General features: G+C 67.0%; 19 protein-coding genes. 16 read left to right on the forward strand and 3 right to left on the reverse strand.

Annotated elements, in window-relative coordinates:
* The 15 genes from ATO4_RS05270 to ATO4_RS05340 all read left to right on the forward strand — a co-directional run.
* On the forward strand, nt 1-940 hold a 940-nt coding region (locus tag ATO4_RS05270; RefSeq protein WP_176222868.1), incomplete at its 5' end, for a flagellar hook-length control protein FliK.
* Nucleotides 941-1,217: 277 nt separating this feature from the next.
* Nucleotides 1,218-1,889 carry a response regulator transcription factor gene (locus ATO4_RS05275; RefSeq protein WP_083590388.1) on the forward strand — a complete coding sequence of 224 codons (672 nt, stop codon included), beginning with the start codon at nt 1,218-1,220 and terminating at the stop codon, nt 1,887-1,889.
* 166 nt (nt 1,890-2,055) lie between these two features.
* Nucleotides 2,056-3,240 carry a flagellar hook protein FlgE gene (locus tag ATO4_RS05280; RefSeq protein ID WP_083590389.1) on the forward strand — a complete coding sequence of 395 codons (1,185 nt, stop codon included), beginning with the start codon at nt 2,056-2,058 and terminating at the stop codon, nt 3,238-3,240.
* A 38-nt stretch (nt 3,241-3,278) separates the two neighbouring features.
* Nucleotides 3,279-4,727: a flagellar hook-associated protein FlgK gene (flgK, locus tag ATO4_RS05285; protein WP_083590390.1), complete on the forward strand. Its 1,449-nt coding sequence runs from the start codon at nt 3,279-3,281 to the stop codon at nt 4,725-4,727.
* Nucleotides 4,728-4,735: 8 nt separating this feature from the next.
* A complete protein-coding gene (locus tag ATO4_RS05290) occupies nt 4,736-5,818 on the forward strand; it encodes a flagellar hook-associated family protein (RefSeq protein ID WP_083590391.1) in 1,083 nt (360 codons plus the stop codon).
* A gap of 372 nt (nt 5,819-6,190) precedes the next feature.
* Entirely contained in the window at nt 6,191-6,538 is a 348-nt protein-coding gene (gene flaF / locus ATO4_RS05295; protein ID WP_083590392.1) for a flagellar biosynthesis regulator FlaF, read from the forward strand.
* Between the two features lie 2 nt (nt 6,539-6,540).
* On the forward strand, nt 6,541-6,996 hold the full coding sequence (flbT, locus tag ATO4_RS05300) for a flagellar biosynthesis repressor FlbT (protein WP_083590393.1): 456 nt from the start codon (nt 6,541-6,543) through the stop codon (nt 6,994-6,996).
* Nucleotide 6,997: 1 nt separating this feature from the next.
* On the forward strand, nt 6,998-7,405 hold the full coding sequence (gene flgD, locus ATO4_RS05305) for a flagellar hook assembly protein FlgD (protein WP_083590394.1): 408 nt from the start codon (nt 6,998-7,000) through the stop codon (nt 7,403-7,405).
* Between the two features lie 2 nt (nt 7,406-7,407).
* Nucleotides 7,408-7,680, forward strand: a complete 273-nt coding sequence (gene fliQ, locus ATO4_RS05310) for a flagellar biosynthesis protein FliQ (protein ID WP_083590395.1) — start codon at nt 7,408-7,410, stop codon at nt 7,678-7,680.
* Between the two features lie 195 nt (nt 7,681-7,875).
* Entirely contained in the window at nt 7,876-9,987 is a 2,112-nt protein-coding gene (gene flhA / locus ATO4_RS05315; RefSeq protein WP_083590396.1) for a flagellar biosynthesis protein FlhA, read from the forward strand.
* Complete coding sequence (locus ATO4_RS05320) at nt 9,984-10,739, forward strand: flagellar biosynthetic protein FliR (protein ID WP_083590397.1); 756 nt, start codon at nt 9,984-9,986, stop codon at nt 10,737-10,739. The genes flhA and ATO4_RS05320 overlap by 4 nt, the downstream gene beginning before the upstream one ends.
* Entirely contained in the window at nt 10,736-11,131 is a 396-nt protein-coding gene (locus tag ATO4_RS05325; RefSeq protein ID WP_083590398.1) for a hypothetical protein, read from the forward strand. Before ATO4_RS05320 ends, ATO4_RS05325 begins: the two co-directional genes overlap by 4 nt.
* Nucleotides 11,132-11,272: 141 nt before the next feature.
* Complete coding sequence (locus ATO4_RS05330) at nt 11,273-11,851, forward strand: rod-binding protein (protein ID WP_245308582.1); 579 nt, start codon at nt 11,273-11,275, stop codon at nt 11,849-11,851.
* 110 nt (nt 11,852-11,961) lie between these two features.
* Complete coding sequence (locus ATO4_RS05335; protein WP_083590399.1) at nt 11,962-12,309, forward strand: hypothetical protein; 348 nt, start codon at nt 11,962-11,964, stop codon at nt 12,307-12,309.
* Nucleotides 12,310-12,313: 4 nt separating this feature from the next.
* Nucleotides 12,314-12,832, forward strand: a complete 519-nt coding sequence (locus ATO4_RS05340) for a hypothetical protein (RefSeq protein WP_176222869.1) — start codon at nt 12,314-12,316, stop codon at nt 12,830-12,832.
* 126 nt (nt 12,833-12,958) lie between these two features.
* Here ATO4_RS05340 and ATO4_RS05345 read toward each other — a convergent pair whose 3' ends face one another.
* On the reverse strand, nt 12,959-13,333 hold the full coding sequence (locus ATO4_RS05345; protein WP_083590400.1) for a hypothetical protein: 375 nt from the start codon (nt 13,331-13,333) through the stop codon (nt 12,959-12,961).
* A gap of 267 nt (nt 13,334-13,600) precedes the next feature.
* On the opposite strand from ATO4_RS05345, the gene ATO4_RS27625 reads away from it, so the two are divergent.
* Nucleotides 13,601-14,110 carry a hypothetical protein gene (locus ATO4_RS27625; protein WP_083590401.1) on the forward strand — a complete coding sequence of 170 codons (510 nt, stop codon included), beginning with the start codon at nt 13,601-13,603 and terminating at the stop codon, nt 14,108-14,110.
* A gap of 146 nt (nt 14,111-14,256) precedes the next feature.
* Here the strand turns inward: ATO4_RS27625 and ATO4_RS05355 are convergent, their stop codons facing one another.
* Nucleotides 14,257-14,568: a polyhydroxyalkanoic acid system family protein gene (locus ATO4_RS05355; protein ID WP_083590402.1), complete on the reverse strand. Its 312-nt coding sequence runs from the start codon at nt 14,566-14,568 to the stop codon at nt 14,257-14,259.
* A 148-nt stretch (nt 14,569-14,716) separates the two neighbouring features.
* A complete protein-coding gene (locus ATO4_RS05360) occupies nt 14,717-16,075 on the reverse strand; it encodes a DEAD/DEAH box helicase (RefSeq protein WP_083590403.1) in 1,359 nt (452 codons plus the stop codon).
* Nucleotides 16,076-16,210: the final 135 nt, after the last annotated feature.

A 16,210-nucleotide genomic window follows, 5' to 3' on the forward strand; every position in this document is an offset into this window, starting at 1 on the left:
GGCGACGGCCGAGAAGCCGGCCGCCGCTGCGCCGCCGGTCGAGAAGCCGGCCGCCGTTCCGGCGCCAGCCGAGAAGCCGGCCGTCGCTGCGGCGCCGGTCGAGAGGCCGGCCGCCGTTCCGGCGTCGGCCGAGGCCGGGCAGCCGCAGAAGGATGCGCCTGCCGCGCGGCAGGCTCCGGCCATGCCGGTGGAGAACGAGGCCTCGATGCCGGTTGCCGCGACTTCGGACGATACGACCGTCGCAGCGACGAGCGACGTGAAGGCCGTGCCGCGTCAGGACGACCGGGCCGCGTCCTTTGCCCGGACGGGCCTGCTGACGCCCTCGCAGGCTCCGGCCCCCCGTTTCGCCGACGCCATGCCGGCCAACGCGCAGGTGCAGCCCTCGGCGACGAACCAGATCGCCAACGCCCTGGCCTCCGCCCTCACCGACATGTCGCCATCGGCGGGCGCCAACGGCGCGGACCGCACGCGGCTGCGCGCCGGCGGGGCGGCGCTGAAGACCATCCAGATCCAGCTTGCGCCGGAGCAGCTCGGCAAGGTCAACGTGACGCTGAAGCTGATCGAGGGCAACCTGTCGGTCCACATCGAGGCTATGGAACCGGACACCGCCTCGCGGCTGAAGGACGACGCCGAAGGGCTGAAGGCGCTGCTGAAGTCGGCCGGCTTCGACGTCGACGACGCGATGATCACCCTCGGCTCGCGCGAGGGTGGCGGCCAGCGCATGGGACAGGCGAGCAGCATGCCGGGTGACGCTTCGGCCTCCGGGCAGCCGCGCGGCGAGGGATCGGCCGGCGGTCAGTCCGCCCATGGCGGCCAGTCCGGCCAGCGTGACCCGAGCGGTGGCCGGCCGGCGCGTCCGGAGCCGGTCCTGCGCCCGAACGAGGCGGGCGCGGAGAGCGGGCTGCGGCACATGGGGCTCGACCCTTCGGTCTATCTCTGATCGCCGGCTCCGATCCGCCTCTTCCGAGCCCATCGGTCCAGGCGGAACTTCGGACTGCAAAAGATATCAAGGGCTTATTTACCGAAACGCCCCGCCGGAACCCTCCGGCGGGGCGTTAGGCTTTCGTTAACCAAAAATATATCAGAGCGAAATCAGCAACTTACGTGCCAGCCGGGAGCGGATGGTTAACAGATCACTAAATTTCAGGATTGGTGCAAGACTCGCGTCAGGTTACGGTTTTTTTACCAACAACGCGGCGGCGGACGGAGCGGGGAAAATGATCGTAGTGGTTGATAATCGGGAACTGGTGACGAGCGGATACCAGTCGCTGTTTGCCCGCGAGGGCGTCTCGACGGCGACCTTCGGCTCGGAGGAATTTCGCGACTGGGTCGAGACGGCTCCGGAAGCCGACCTGTCGGCGGTCGAGGCCTTCCTCCTGGGCGACTTCGACGAGCGGGCGGTCTGCCCGCGGCTGATCCGGTCGCGTTCGACGGCACCGATGATCGCGCTCTCCGAGAGCCGCAACCTGGACGGGACGCTCGACCTCTTCGCGGCCGGTGTCGACGACGTCGTCGCCAAGCCGGTCCACGTCAAGGAAATCCTGGCCCGCGTCGGCGCCATCCGCCGGCGGGAGAACGCCGAGGCCACCCGGACCGTCGTCGGCGAGATCTGCGTCTATCAGGACGGCCGCGACGCCGAAGTCGCCGGCAAATCGATGGCCCTGCCGCGCCGCGAGCGCCGCATCCTCGAATATCTGGTCTCCAACCGCGGACGCCGGGTCTCCAAGCAGCAGCTCTTCAACGCCATCTACGGCATCTTCGACGAGAACGTCGAAGAGAACGTCATCGAGAGCCACATCTCCAAGCTGCGCAAGAAGCTGAAGATGCGCCTCGGTTACGATCCGGTCTCCTCCAAGCGTTACCTCGGATACGGCATCGGGGTAGAATAAACACCGATTTCTTTCCAAAGTATTAACCATGAATGCCCCGTCGAGCACTTTCGGCGGGGCATTTTTCTTTTGGCGAACAAGCATGAAATCGGGGCTCCGGCACAGCTAGAGACAAGCTTCCAGGCCTATCCGTCAGACGCAGCGGAAGGCTACGGAGACCAGCCCCATGAGCATCAACGGCGTATTCAGAACCAGTGTCTCGGGCATGAACGCACAGGCCAATCGCCTGTCCGTCATCTCGGACAACATCTCCAATTCCGGCACTGACGGCTACAAGCGCAGCGAGGCGGAATTCTCCTCCCTGGTGATCGCCCAGTCCGGCGCAGGCCAGTACAATTCCGGCTCGATCAAGACCGACGTGCGGCAAATGATCAGCGAGCAGGGCTCGATCGCATCGACCTCCTCGGCCACCGACGTCGCGATTTCCGGCGACGGCTTCTTCGTCGTCCAGGACCAGACCGGCCGCGAATTCTATACCCGCTCGGGCTCCTTCGTGCGGCGCACCGAGACGACCCCTGCCGGCGAGACCACCTATCTCGTCAATTCCGGCGGCTATCGCCTGACCGGCACGGATCTCAATACCGGCACGACGGGTGCCATCGAGCTGCCGGTCGGCCAGATCGTCGCCCCGACCGCGACGACCGCGGCCGAACTCGACCTGCAGTTTCCGCTGACCGCCGGCATCGGCGACAGCAAGACGACCTCCTTCGTCGCCTATGACAACGTCGGCTCGGCCACCACCCTGACCATGACGATGACCAAGACGGCGGCCAACGCGTGGTCGCTCAACCTGTCGGACGGCACCACGACGACGTCCAGCACCGTGACCTTCGACCCCACCACCGGCGTCCCCTCGACGACGGGCGCGCCCGGCACGATGAGCATCACGCTCGGCACCGGCAACACCGTCGACGTCGATTTCGGCTCCTTGACCGAATACGACACCGACTTCTCGGCCAAGGTCTCGAAGAACGGCAACCCGGCCGGATACTTCCAGGAATTCACGATCAACGAGATGGGCGGCGTCGCCGGCGTCATGGGCGTCATGGCCGACGGCTCGCTGGTCTCGCTCTACCAGCTCAACCTCGCCCGCTTCACCGCCCCCGACAAGCTGCAGGCCGGCACCGGGAACGTCTATTCGGCGACGCTGCAGTCGGGCACCGTCGAATACGGCCTGCCCAGCACCAACGGCTTCGGCGACATCGTCTCGAATGCGGTCGAGACCTCCAACGTCGACCTCGCCAGCGAGCTGACCAGCATGATCGAGTCCCAGCGTTCCTACAGCGCCAACTCGAAGGTCTTCCAGACGGGCTCGGAAATTCTCGACGTCCTCATCAACCTGAAGCGCTGACCGGCGCGCAGCACCCCCTCGAGAGGGAATAAACCGAGATGTCTCTGCTATCCGCATTCACGAGTGCCCGGTCGTCGCTGGCTGCCGTGTCGCAGCAATCGAACCTCGTTTCGCGCAACGTCGCGAATGCCGAGAATCCATCTGCGACTCGCAAATATGCCAGCCAGTCCGCCTCGGTCTTCGGCGGCGTCTCGATCCTCTCGGTATCCCAGTCGAGCAACCAGGCGCTGTTCCGCTCGATGACGGCGGCGAACTCCACCGTCGCCGCCGCCGAAGTGTCGTACGGCGCACTCGATTCGATCCGGGCGGTCATCGGCGATACCGACTCCATCACCTCGCCGGCCTCGCGCCTGACGGTCCTGGATGCCGCCCTGGCCCAATATGCGGTGACGCCGGAGGACCCGCAGACGGCGCGCGCCGCCGTCACCGCCGCCTCCGATCTCGCCGCGAGCCTGAACGCGACGACCAAGGCCGTGCAGGCGGCCCGCACCGACGCCGACCGGCAGCTCGCCGATGCCGCCGGCACGATGAACAGCCTCCTGAAGGAATTCGAGAAGCTGAACGGCAGGATCATGGCCGGAACGGCGACCGGCCAGGACGTCACCGACGAGGTGGACCGGCGCGACCAGATCGTCACCGAACTCTCCGGCTATGTCGGCCTCAACGTCCAGGTCCGCTCCGGCAACGACATGACGCTCTACACGGACTCGGGCATCACGCTGTTCGAGACCACGGCACGGACCGTCGAGTTCATGCCGCAGTCGAGCTACGACGCCAAGACCACCGGCAATCCGTTCAGGATCGACGGCGTCTCGGTCTCCGGCTCGTCGGCCGGCATGCCGATCAAGAGCGGCAGCGTCTACGGCCTCCTGACCATGCGCGACGAGACCGCCGTGGCCTATCAGGGCCAGCTCGACGAGATCGCGGTCTCGCTGGTCAACGCCTTTTCCGAGACCGACGCGGGCGGCACCAACTGGTCCGGCCTGTTCACGATCTCTACCGACGGCTCGTCGACGGACCTGTCGACGATCACCTCCAAGACCGGCTTTGCCGGGCTCCTCGCGGTCTCGGCGAACGTCATCGCCACCCCGACCCTTCTGCGCGACGGCGACATTTCCGGGAAGGGCGTCGTCTACAACACGAACGGCACCGCCGGCTTCGCCGATCGCCTCAACGACCTGCTCTCCGGCCTCAAGGAGCAGCGCAGCTTCGACGGCAGCTTCGGCGCCGGGACGACGGGAACGATCTCCGACTACATCGCCTCCTCGATCAGCTGGCTGGAGGACAAGCGTTCGACCGCCAGCGACGAGGTCGACTACCAGTCGACCGTGCTGTCGCGGGCGCAGGAATCCCTGTCCAACGTCACCGGCATCAATCTCGACGAGGAGATGTCGCATCTTCTCGAACTCGAGCGCTCGTTCCAGGCCTCGAGCAAGCTGATTTCCACGGTCGGCGACATGCTCGACGCCCTTCTCGCCATCGTCTGAGTAGCGCCATGACCAACTTTCTCGTCTCCAACTATTCGCTCCTGTCCTCGCCGCGCAGTGCCGTGTCGAAGCTCCAGCAGGAGCTGACGATCATGCAGAAGCAGGCGGCGACCGGAAGGCTCGCCGATGTCGGGCTGTCGCTCGGCCTGCGCACCAACCAGTCGATCTCGCTGCGCTCCGAGAGCGAGGGCGTCGACCGGCAGCTCGACACCAACGCCATCCTCGCCCAGCGCTTCTCGGTCATGCAGAACGCGCTGCAGTCGATCGCCGACACCGGCGAGGCGTTCCAGAAGTCGCTGATCGCCAACGGCACGGGCGAAGCCGGCATCGCGGCCGACACACAGCAGGCGATGGCGAGCCTGCAGGGGCTCATGGGGGCGCTCAACTCCTCCTCCGGCTCGCGCTTCCTGTTTTCGGGTGCGGCGACCGACCAGGCGGCGATCAGCTTCCCGACGTCGGGCGGCGGCACGGCCGACACCTATTTCGACGGCTCGCTCGCCGAGGACGCGACGGCCACCGCCTTTGCCGCAACCTTCGGCTACGCCCAAAACGACGCCGCCGTCTCCGGCATGACGCCGGCCGAACTCGAGGCCTTCCTCGACGGGCCGTTCGACGACCTGTTCGCGGTGGGCCCCGGCGGCGGTTGGACGGACAACTGGTCGAATGCCGACGACGGCACGGTGGAGAACCGGATCAACGGCAGCGAGACGATCAAGACCTCCTATTCGTCCAACGAGGAGGCCTTCCGCAACATCGCCAAGGCTTACGTGATGCTGTCCGACCTCGGGGTGGCGAACATGACTGACGAGACGCGCCAGCTTCTCACAAGCCGGGCGGTCGAAACTGTCAGTCTCGGTCTCAGCCAGCTCACCCAGATGCAGGCCGAGATCGGCGGCAGCCAGAACCGCATCAAGCTTGCCAACGAGAGCCTGGAGGCGCGCAAGAGCGTGTTGACCATTTCGATCTCCGACCTCGAAGGCGTCGACCAGTACGAGGCGAGCACCCGGGTCACCGGCCTCGAGACGCTGCTCGAGACGTCCTATGCGCTCACGGTCCGGATCTCGCGACTGAGCCTGTTGAACTACCTCTGAGCCGGGGTGGAGCGATAACGATGCACAGCACGCAGCACCTCGCCGATCGCGCTCCGTGCCACCGGCGCCGGCTCGCGGAGGGCGACCTCCCATCCCTCCCGCCACCGCGCTCCGCGCGGATCGATGGCCTCAGCGGAGCCGACCGGCCCGCAGCCAGGATCGGCCGGGCAGGGGAGGACGGCTGGACGGCCGGACTGCCTTCGGTCCGCCGGTCGGTCCTAGGACCCGGCCAGGCCAAGACATTCGTCGGGGCGCTCTTCTAGGCGCTCCGCCAATCAGCGATCGGACGGCGGCGTCCCGGCGCCGATCAGTAGCTTCATGAAGCCCGACACCGGCCGCCGGCCGATCAACGGGTTGGATCAAGGGGTAGGAATGTACCAGTTCTCCTATGCGGAAATCTCCGAGGACGTGGAGATCAACGCACGCGATCGCGAGCGCCAGGCGCTCGACCATTCGATCGACCTTTTGGAGCGGGCGGAGAAGAACGGCCCGCGCTCGCGCGATGCGATCGAGGCCATCTACATGACGCGCAGCCTGTGGGCGATCCTCGTCGAGGATCTGTCCAGCTCCGAGAACGGTTTGCCTGAGAACCTGCGGGCCGAACTGATCTCGATCGGTCTCTGGATCATGCGGGAGGCCGAGGCGATCCGGCTGGGGCGGTCGAACAACTTTGCAGGCATCATCGAAATCACCACTCTGATCCGCGATGGATTGAACTGACCATGGCAACTCTCCGCATTTCCCTCCGCGCCGGCGAACGCATCTTCGTCAACGGCGCCGTCCTCAAGGTCGATCGCAAGACGACCCTCGAGTTTCTCAACGACGTGACCTTCCTCCTGGAGAGCCACGTGATGCAGGCCGAGCAGGCGAAGACGCCGATGCGCCAGCTCTACTTCATCGTCCAGATGATGCTGATGGATCCCAACAGCGTCGAGGCGGCGGCGGGTCTGTTCGCCAAGGCCCATCCGGCGATGCTGAAGACCTACAGCAACCGCGACATCATCGACGGGCTGCTCGAGGTCGAGGAGCTGATCGGCCGCGGCCGCAGCTTCGAGGCGCTGAAGCGGGTCCGCTCGATGATCCCGCTCGAGGACAACGTCCTCGGCGAGACGCCGGTGGATGCCGGGACCACGGTCGCCAAGTTCGAGCCGCCGATGCGCCTGGCCGCAGGAGCCTGACATGAACGTCAATGGCGCCTCGTCGACCAGCACGACCACCAGCACGACGAGCTCGGTCACCGGCTCGGCGTCGAAGACCGGGATGGACTACGATTCCTTCCTGAAGCTTCTCGTCGCCGAGATGAACAACCAGGATCCGCTCAACCCGACGGATTCCACCGAATATGTCGCCCAGTTCGCGACCTTCTCGAGTGTCGAGCAGTCGATCGCGACGAATGCCAAGCTCGATTCGATGATGGCGGTCTCCGCGCTGACCCAGGCGAACTCCCTGATCGGGCGGACCATCACCTCGGCCGACGGATCCACCACCGGCGTCGTCGCTGCCGTCCGGGCGGGCAGGGACGGGATCGAGGCGGTACTGGAATCGGGCGGCACCGTCACCCTCGAGACCGGATCGAAGGTCGAGTAGCCATGAACCAGGCCGAAGCCATCGAGATCGTCCAGAACGCCGTCTGGACCATCGTCGCAGCCTGCGGGCCGGCCGTCGCCGCGGCGATGATCGTCGGCGTCGTCATCGCCCTGTTCCAGGCGCTGACGCAGATCCAGGAGGTGACGCTCACCTTCGTCCCGAAGATCCTGGCGATTTTCGTCGTCATCGCCATGACCGCCTCCTTCACCGGCGCCCAGGTCTACGCCTTCACCCAGGAATCCTATTCGCGCATCGAGACCGGCTTCACCAACTGACGCCGAAGACGATCCGCGCCCGTCTCGAAAGCCCGCCTTCGAAGCCCGCCTCCCGGACGTCCGGGAGGCGGGCTTTCGTTTGCGCTCCCGACGGGGCGGGCCGGACCAGCCTGAAGCAACCTTGATCTGCGACGAGGACGATGGTGGGCGGTGCGCGCGCACCGACATCTTTCGCTAAGATCATTGGGTGGCACGATGGCCGTCGACATTCTGAAGCCGAGCGCGTCCGCGGCGCAGCAGGCCAGGGACCTGAAGACCGCAGGCAACCGCGAGATCGGCTTCGCCCTCGTCGTCATCCTGATCCTGACGGTCCTCTTCATCCCGATCCCGCCCTTCCTGATCGACATCGGGCTGGCGTTTTCCGTCGCCCTGTCGATCCTGATCCTGATGGTCGCGCTGTGGATCAAGAAGCCGCTGGAGTTCTCGGCCTTTCCGACGATCCTGCTGCTCGCCACCATGCTGCGGCTGTCGCTCAACATCGCCACGACCCGCGTGATCCTGTCCCACGGCCACGAGGGCGTGAACGCCGCCGGTCACGTCATCGGCGGCTTCTCGCAGTTCGTCATGGGCGGCGACTTCCTGATCGGCATCATCGTCTTCCTCATCCTGATCACGGTGAACTTCCTCGTCATCACCAAGGGCGCGACGCGCATCGCCGAGGTCGGCGCGCGTTTCACCCTCGACGCCATCCCCGGCAAGCAGATGGCGATCGACGCCGATCTGTCGGCGGGCCTCATCGACGAGAAGGAATCCCAGCGTCGCCGCAAGGAGCTGGAGGAGGAGAGCTCGTTCTTCGGTTCGATGGACGGTGCCTCGAAATTCGTGCGCGGCGACGCCATCGCCGGCCTGATCATCACCGCCGTCAACGTCTTCGGCGGCATCATCATCGGCATCACCCGCCACGACATGGATGCGGGCGCGGCGGCGGACGTCTTCACCAAGCTGTCGGTCGGCGACGGCCTCGTCTCGCAGATCCCGGCGCTGATCGTCTCGCTCGCCGCCGGCCTGCTGGTCTCCAAGGGCGGCACCCAGGGCGCCGCCCAGACGGCGGTCCTCGGCCAGCTCGGCTTCTATCCGCGCGCGCTGTCGCTCGCCGCCGGCCTGATGGCCATTCTGGCGATCCTGCCGGGCCTGCCCTTCATCCCCTTCATCCTGACCGCCGCGGCGATGGCGTTCGTTGCCTGGACGGTGCCGAAGAAACGCCGCCAGGAGGAGGACGCCGTCGCGGCGCAGAAGGTCGCGCAGGACAAGCTGGCGGCCGAGGCGGAGAAGGATTCCGTCAAGGAATCCCTGAAGATGGTCGAGATCGAGCTGGTGCTCGGCAAGCAGACCTCCGCCCACATGATGGCCAAGCGCGAGGAACTCGCCCGGCGTGTCCAGAAGATGCGCAAGCGCTTCGCCTCGCGCTACGGCTTCGTCGTCCCCGAGATCAAGCTCTCCGACGACCTGACGATCGAGCCGAAATCCTACCAGATCAAGATCCACGGCACGACGATCGCCGCCCAGCCGCTGCGCCTCGGCGAGATGATGATCGTCCTCGGCGACGCGCCGGGGCCGGACGTGCCCCACGACATCACCAAGGAGCCGGCCTTCGGCATGCGCGCCGCCTGGGTTTCGGAGAGCTTCACCACCGAACTGAAGCGCCAGGGCTTCGAGCCGATCGACACCCTGTCGATCGTCCTGACCCACCTGTCCGAGGTGATCCGCAACAATCTCGCGCAGCTGCTTTCCTACAAGGACATGCGGGTGCTGCTCGAGCGGCTGGAGAGCGAGTACAAGAGGCTGATCGACGAGATCATCCCGACGCACATGTCCTATTCGGGCCTGCAGGCGGTGATGAAGCTGCTGCTCGCGGAGCGGGTGTCGATCCGCAACCTCAACCTCATCCTCGAAGCCATCGCCGAGATCGCGCCGCATGTGCGCCGCTCCGAGCAGATCGTCGAGCATGTGCGCATGCGCATGGCCCAGCAGATCTGCGGCGACCTGCTGCACAACGGCAAGCTCTCGGTGCTGCGTCTCGGCAACCAGTGGGACCTCGCCTTCCACCAGGCGCTGAAGCGCGACGGCAAGGGCGACGTCGTCGAGTTCGACATCGATCCTCGGCTGGTCGAGCAGTTCGCCACCGAGGCGACCAAGGTGATCCGCGCCAAGATGGACCAGGGCGAGTCCTTCGTCCTCGTCTCGGCGCCGGACGCGCGGCCCTACGTGCGGATGATGATCGAGCGGATCTTCGTCACCCTGCCGGTGCTCAGCCATGTCGAGATCGCACGCGGCGTCGACATCCGCCCCATCGGTTCGATTTCGTGATCGGCGATCTGCCCGACGTCGTCCTGTCGCTGTTCCTGATCTTCTGCCGGGTCGGGACCTGCCTCCTGGTGATGCCGGGCATCTCGTCGGCGCGCATTCCCGCCCAGGTGCGCCTGTTCCTCTCCTTCGCCGTCTCGCTCGCTTTGGCGCCGGCGCTGCTGCCGGTGGTCGAGCCGCTGGTCAAGGCCGCCGACGACAGCCAGCACCTCTACCTGATCTTCTCGGAGGCGATGGTCGGCTTCTTCATCGGCATGCTCGGCCGCAGCTTCATGCTGGCGCTCAGCTTCGCCGGCCACGTCATCGCCAACTGCATCGGCATGGGCCAGTCGCTCGGACCGGCGATCGAGGAGCAGGAACAGTCCTCGGCGGTGACCTCGCTGGTCACCATGACCGCGACGACGCTGATCTTCGTGCTCAACCTGCATGCCGAGATCGCGAGGGCGCTGGTCGCCTCCTATTCGACGATCACGCCGACGCTCGGCTTCACCGCCAGGACGAGCCTCGTCGCCATCACCGACAACCTGTCGGAGGCGTTCCTCCTGTGCCTGCGGATCTCCAGCCCGTTCATCTTCTACGCAGTGATCGTCAACCTGGCGATCGGCCTCGCCAACAAGATGACGCCGACCATTCCGATCTACTTCATCTCCATGCCCTTCGTCCTGGCTGGCGGCGTCGTCCTGTTCGGCTACACGATCGGCGACTTCCTGACGATCTTCATGCAGGAATTCCAGAACTGGGTGCTGCGCGGATGAGCGAGACGACGGACCGGGTCAAGCGCCTGAACCGCATCCTCAAGGTCCAGGCGCAGAAGCGGCTGCTCGAGGAATGGCGGATCGGCCAGCTGCGCGAGAAGAGCGTCGCCCTCGAACGCGCCGACGCCGAGATCCTCGGCAGCCTCGGCGTCGAGAACGCGCTGCACGGCCTGTTCATCGGCGCGAAGGTCGCCAATCTGCGGCGCAACGAGGTCGAGCGCCAGAAGCTGGCCGGCGAGGAGGTGGTCGCGCAGGAGCGGCTGCGGCAGGTGCGCCGGGTGGAGAAGAGCCTCGAGAAGGAACGCGACAAGTCCGGCCGGCGCGCCGATTCGGAGGCCGAGGCGGACCAGCGCGACGCCAGCATCGACGCCTTCCTCGCCCGCTGGGTCTGACGGTCGCTGCCTCCCGGGGCAGGGCGCGACGGCGGGTCCCGCAAAACCGCCGGGCCGCCGTCCCGATCAAGCCTCGAATAAGCCGGGCGCAATAGAACGGGAACAACCGATCGGCACTCCAACGCGGTACGACGTTCCTTCATGACGGTTTCCACCGACTTCTCCATCAACCCGCTCGCGCCCGCAAAGCTGCAGGCGGACACTCGGATGGCGCGCCCGGCGGCCGCGGAGGCGACGGGCGAGAGCTTTTCGGCGGCGATGGCGACGGCCCGCGGCAGCGCCGCGCCGGGGGCAGGAGCGGGTTCGGCATCGGCCGGGGCTTCGCCCGATGCGCCGCAGGCGGAGACGACGATCCGCCCGCTGGTCAAGCACGAGGCCCGCAAGGCGCCGCCGCTGGAGCAGTTCGAGGGCTTCGTCCTCAGGACCTTCATCGAATCCATGCTGCCGAGCGAGAACTCGGCGTTCTTCGGCGAGGGCACCGCCGGCTCGATCTGGCGCTCGATGATGGCCGAGGAGATCGGCAACGAGATCGCCAAGGCCGGCGGCATCGGGATCGCCGACACCATCGCCCGCAAGGACGACCCGTCGGTGGGCGACCGGGCCCGGGCCGATGTCAGGGCCGAGGTGGCGGCAGAAATCAAGGACGGCATCTCCCAGCTGCGCGCAGAGGACGGCGCCGACGCGATGGCGACCCTCGGGGCCCGCAAGCCGGGCCTTTGAGCCCGGCGCTGAGCCGGGCCGCATGAACAAGCGCGCCGACCAGGCGTCGAGCAGGAACGACTGGCGCCGCTCGCACGAGCCGCGCTCATGAACACGAAAGGACGGCTGGCATGTATCAGGTCATCGAAAAGGCGGCGGAGCGCCTGGAATCCATCCTCTCCCTGGAAATCGACACGCTGCGCGGCCGGGCCAGCGAGCCGCTGGCGGAGCTGACGACGCGCAAGAACCACTGCCTGCTGGAGCTGTCGCGCCTGTCGCGCTCCGTCGCCAGCCTCGGCGACCGCGACCCGCGCATCGAGGACCGGCTGCGCCTCCTGCAGAAGGCGCTGAAGGAGAACCAGCGGGTGCTCGGCCTGCACGTCAAGGCGAGCCACGAGATCGGCGGCGTGATCGCGGCGACCATCGCGGCGGCCGATTCCGACGGCACCTACACCACCGCCTCCGTCCGTCGGGGCTGAGAGCGTGATCAAGCTCATCGGCATCGGCGTCTGGGCAGCGATCGTCGCGCTCGGCTCGAGCTACGTGATGGCCTCGGTCTTCGCTCCGACCCCCGAAGCCGGGGAGGAGAAGGCGCCCACCTATTTCGAGGGGCTCGACTACAAGTCGACCGACAGCGTGACGATCCCGATGATCTCCAACGAGACGATCAAGGGCTACATCCTGGCGCGTTTCGTCTACACCATCGACGGCACCGTCGGGAACACGCTGAAGGTGCCGCCGGATCCGTTCATTCTCGACGAGGTCTTCCGGCGGCTCTATTCGACCGACAACTTCGACTTCGACCGGCCGGAAAAGTTCGATCTCACCGCGCTGACCACCTCGATCCGGGACGCGATCAACGACCGCTTCGGGCAGAAGCTGATCCACGAGCTGCTGGTCGAACAGTTCGACTACATCGCCAAGAAGGACGCCCGGGCGGTCAATCCCGCCGAGGGACAGACCGAAGAGGCGGTCCATATCGGCAAGTCCATGGACCACTGATTCAAAGGGACGGGACGGAGGCGAAACGCCGCGACGCCGCTCGCCCGGCTCGTCGGCTCATGCCGCCGGTCCCGGCCGCCGACCGGCGCGAAGGGGTGGACCGTCCAGGCGCCACGTGGGCTGGCATCACTCCGGCAGGGCGTAGTAGCGCCCGGTCAGGCGCCGGATCTCGGTCCGGTTCGGCAGGATCCCGGCGCCGACGAAGCGCACGCCGATCTCGTAACCGTTGATCCAGACGACCGCGACGGGCAGGAGCTTCAGCTCGGTCTCGTCGAGCACCAGGAAGCGCGGCGGCAACGGGCGCTCGGTGCAGCGCCGGATGCGAGCGCCGCCCTTCGACTCGTCGAACAGCGTGCCTTCGTCGAGGAATCGGCGGGAAAGATCGGCGAGCTTGACCGGGCGCAGCCGCGTGCGGCGCCGCGAGAAGTGGCGGCCGTCGCTGGCTGGATGGGGGTCGCCGAGCTGCTGCATGGCGAAAGGATAGGGCGGGGGCGCAAACAAAGTCTGAAGCTCGTCAGGCGAATGCGCCGTCCGCATCCGAGGCTGCCCTCCGCCTGCCCGTCCCCTCGAGGAGGAGGGCCTCGACGATCGATGCTTCGGCGCCAGACCGGCGCCAGATCGGCGATGGCCCCGACACTCAGCATCACTGATTGCAGGCCTTGATGGCGTGCCGGCGAGGAAAGATTAACCCGCGCCTGCGATGGTCGGGGTATCGAAGCCGCATGAGGCCGCTTCGACCCGTTCCCCCACCGATCGAGGCCGTTCGTCATGAGTGCAAGCGCGACCACCATGTCCGCGAATGAGGCGGGTTCCACGGCGCAGAGGCTGCGCGCCGCCACCCAGTCCGACCGCATGGTGAAGCTCTTGTCGCTCTGCCTGTTCGTGCTGTCGACCGGCTTCTTCACCGCCGTGACCGCGATCTCCTACATGGATCCGGGCTATTTCGACCGGCTCCTGATGGCGCGCATGGCCGAGATCGAAATCGACCCGATCGCCGTCGGCTCGACGGCCAAGGCGGGCGACGGCGAGGCCGCGGCCGAGGTCGCGGCGCTGCCCGTGCCGGAGCTGGTGCGCCCCTGGGTGCTGCGGCCGCAGGACTTCTCCATCGTCATGGTCTATGGCCACGAGGCCCATCTCGCCTCGCCGGGCGAACTCTGGCACATCCAGGTCGGCTCGACCGTTCCCGGCCTCGGCAAGATCCTCGCCATCGAGTCCAGCAAGGATGGCGGCCTCGTCAAGGCGGAGAAGGCGACCCTGAAGGGCATGCCGCAGCAATAGGCGGCGGCATCCCAGACGACACCGGAGCCGGCGCTTCGCCAGCCCCGCGCGGGCGCGGCGCGGGCGCGGGGCCACCGACCGCCGACCCGCCCGCGGCGAGGCCCGTCCGAGGCTCGCCCGGCCGCAGCAGGCCGGCGCTGCCGCGACTACTTCTTCGAGAGAAGCAGCGTGCCTTCCTTCTGCAGCTTGCCCTTCAGCTTGCCGGCGATGGCCGCGAGGAAGCCCGGCAGGTCGATCTCCACATGGACGTTGTCGTCGAGGACGTCGAGGCGGCCGGTCACGGACTGGCCCATCACCCGCGCCCGGAAGTCGAGATGATCGCCGTCCCAGGTGTCCTCGAACTTCACCATACCGCCGAGCATGTCCTGGCGAAGGCTGGCAAAGCCACTTTCGATGCGCCCCCTCGCGGCCTCGCGGGTCAGCTTGTGGGGAATGTCGACCTTCACCGTCTCGGCCATCGGGTTCTCCTGAATTGTCACTGACCGCTGATATGGCGACCGAGCCGGCCGGCTGCAACGTCGCCCGGTCTTCGACCTCCCCAGCTATGGAACGGGAAAGGGCGCGGGATTGCTCCCGCGCCCTTCGATCTCGATGCTCTGGTTCGGCTCAGGCGCCGGCGAAGGCCGGACGCTGGGCGCCGTTGCCGCGGCGACGGTTGCCCTGACGGGCACCGCCGGGAGCGTCCTGGCGGCGGTTCTCGCCGCCACCGGCGTTGCGGGGCGCACCCTGGGCGCCATTGCCGCGGCGCGGCTGCTGGCCGGGGCGACCGCGGGCCGGGCGCGGGCCGCGGGCGGGCCGCTCGTCGCTGTCCTGGGCCGCGCCCTCGGGAATGACGAAGTCGGTCTTCTGCGGCTCCAGCGTCTGGCGGGTCAGCCGGGCGATGGCCTTCAGCTTCGAGCGCTCGGACGGATCGACCAGCGCGATGGCGCTGCCCGACTGGCCGGCACGGGCGGTCCGGCCGATGCGGTGGACGTAGCTCTCCGGCTCTTCCGGCAGCTCGAAATTGACGACATGGGTGATGCCGTCGACATGGATGCCGCGGGCGACGATGTCGGTCGCGACCAGTACCCGGGCCGAGCCCTTCTGGAACGAGGCGAGCGCCTTCTGGCGGGCGGCCTGGCTCTTGTTGCCGTGGATCGCGAGGGCCGGGATGCCGGCCTTCTCGAGATCGCCGGCGAGCCGGTTGGCGCCGTGCTTGGTGCGGGTGAAGATCACCACCTTGGACAAAGCGGCGTCGGCCAGCCGGTCGATCAGCCAGTGCTTCTTGGCCTTCTGGGGCACCAGGAAGACGCTCTGGTCGATCTTCTCGACCGTGATCACCTCGGGCGTCACCTCGACGCGCACGGGCTTCTTCAGGATCTTGGCGGCGAGTTCCTCGATCGACTTCGGCATGGTCGCCGAGAACAGCAGCGACTGGCGCTCGTTCGGCAGCTTGGCGACGATCTTCATGACGTCGCGCACGAAGCCCATGTCGAGCATCCGGTCGGCCTCGTCGAGAACGACGTGCTCGACGGCCGACAGATCGACGGCGCGCTGGTTCATCAGGTCGAGGAGCCGGCCGGGCGTCGCGATGACGATGTCGGTGCCCTTGGCGAGGGTGGCGATCTGCGGGCGGATCGAGACGCCGCCGAAGACGACGGTGTGGGTGATCTTGGTGCCGACGGTGTAGGACTTGACGTTGTCGGCGATCTGGGAGGCGAGCTCGCGGGTCGGGGTGAGGACGAGCGCCTTCACCTGGCGGGGAGCCGGGCGGCCGCCCTTCTTCAGGAGCGCATGGATGACGGGCAGCGCGAAGGCCGCGGTCTTGCCGGTGCCGGTCTGGGCGATGCCGAGGACGTCGCGGCCCTCCATGACGACGGGGATGGCCTTGGCCTGGATCGGCGTCGGCTCGGTGATGGAAAGACGCGCAAGCGCGGAAAGGAGCGTCTCGGCAAGGCCGAACGCCTGGAAATTCTGAGAGGTCAAAGGATGCCTATGGCTGCGTGCGGGCCGCTCGGGCGCCGCAGGAGATGTCGATCGTCTTCGCGCGGGCGGACGTTTCGACGGGCCGTGTCGGGCGGGCTGGCGGCAAGGCCGCTGGGCCGATCCGAATTCGCCGGA

The sequence above is a fragment of the Aurantimonas sp. 22II-16-19i genome (assembly GCF_002088275.1).
Classification (GTDB): Bacteria; Pseudomonadota; Alphaproteobacteria; order Rhizobiales; family Rhizobiaceae; genus Jiella.

Coding starts and splice junctions, on each gene's coding strand:
- ATO4_RS05275 (WP_083590388.1), top strand. CDS start 1,218: ATGATCGTAGTGGTTGATAATCGGGAACTGGTGACGAGCGGATACCAG.
- ATO4_RS05280 (WP_083590389.1), top strand. CDS start 2,056: ATGAGCATCAACGGCGTATTCAGAACCAGTGTCTCGGGCATGAACGCA.
- flgK (WP_083590390.1), top strand. CDS start 3,279: ATGTCTCTGCTATCCGCATTCACGAGTGCCCGGTCGTCGCTGGCTGCC.
- ATO4_RS05290 (WP_083590391.1), top strand. CDS start 4,736: ATGACCAACTTTCTCGTCTCCAACTATTCGCTCCTGTCCTCGCCGCGC.
- flaF (WP_083590392.1), top strand. CDS start 6,191: ATGTACCAGTTCTCCTATGCGGAAATCTCCGAGGACGTGGAGATCAAC.
- flbT (WP_083590393.1), top strand. CDS start 6,541: ATGGCAACTCTCCGCATTTCCCTCCGCGCCGGCGAACGCATCTTCGTC.
- flgD (WP_083590394.1), top strand. CDS start 6,998: ATGAACGTCAATGGCGCCTCGTCGACCAGCACGACCACCAGCACGACG.
- fliQ (WP_083590395.1), top strand. CDS start 7,408: ATGAACCAGGCCGAAGCCATCGAGATCGTCCAGAACGCCGTCTGGACC.
- flhA (WP_083590396.1), top strand. CDS start 7,876: ATGGCCGTCGACATTCTGAAGCCGAGCGCGTCCGCGGCGCAGCAGGCC.
- ATO4_RS05325 (WP_083590398.1), top strand. CDS start 10,736: ATGAGCGAGACGACGGACCGGGTCAAGCGCCTGAACCGCATCCTCAAG.
- ATO4_RS05330 (WP_245308582.1), top strand. CDS start 11,273: ATGACGGTTTCCACCGACTTCTCCATCAACCCGCTCGCGCCCGCAAAG.
- ATO4_RS05335 (WP_083590399.1), top strand. CDS start 11,962: ATGTATCAGGTCATCGAAAAGGCGGCGGAGCGCCTGGAATCCATCCTC.
- ATO4_RS27625 (WP_083590401.1), top strand. CDS start 13,601: ATGAGTGCAAGCGCGACCACCATGTCCGCGAATGAGGCGGGTTCCACG.
- ATO4_RS05355 (WP_083590402.1), bottom strand. CDS start 14,568: ATGGCCGAGACGGTGAAGGTCGACATTCCCCACAAGCTGACCCGCGAG.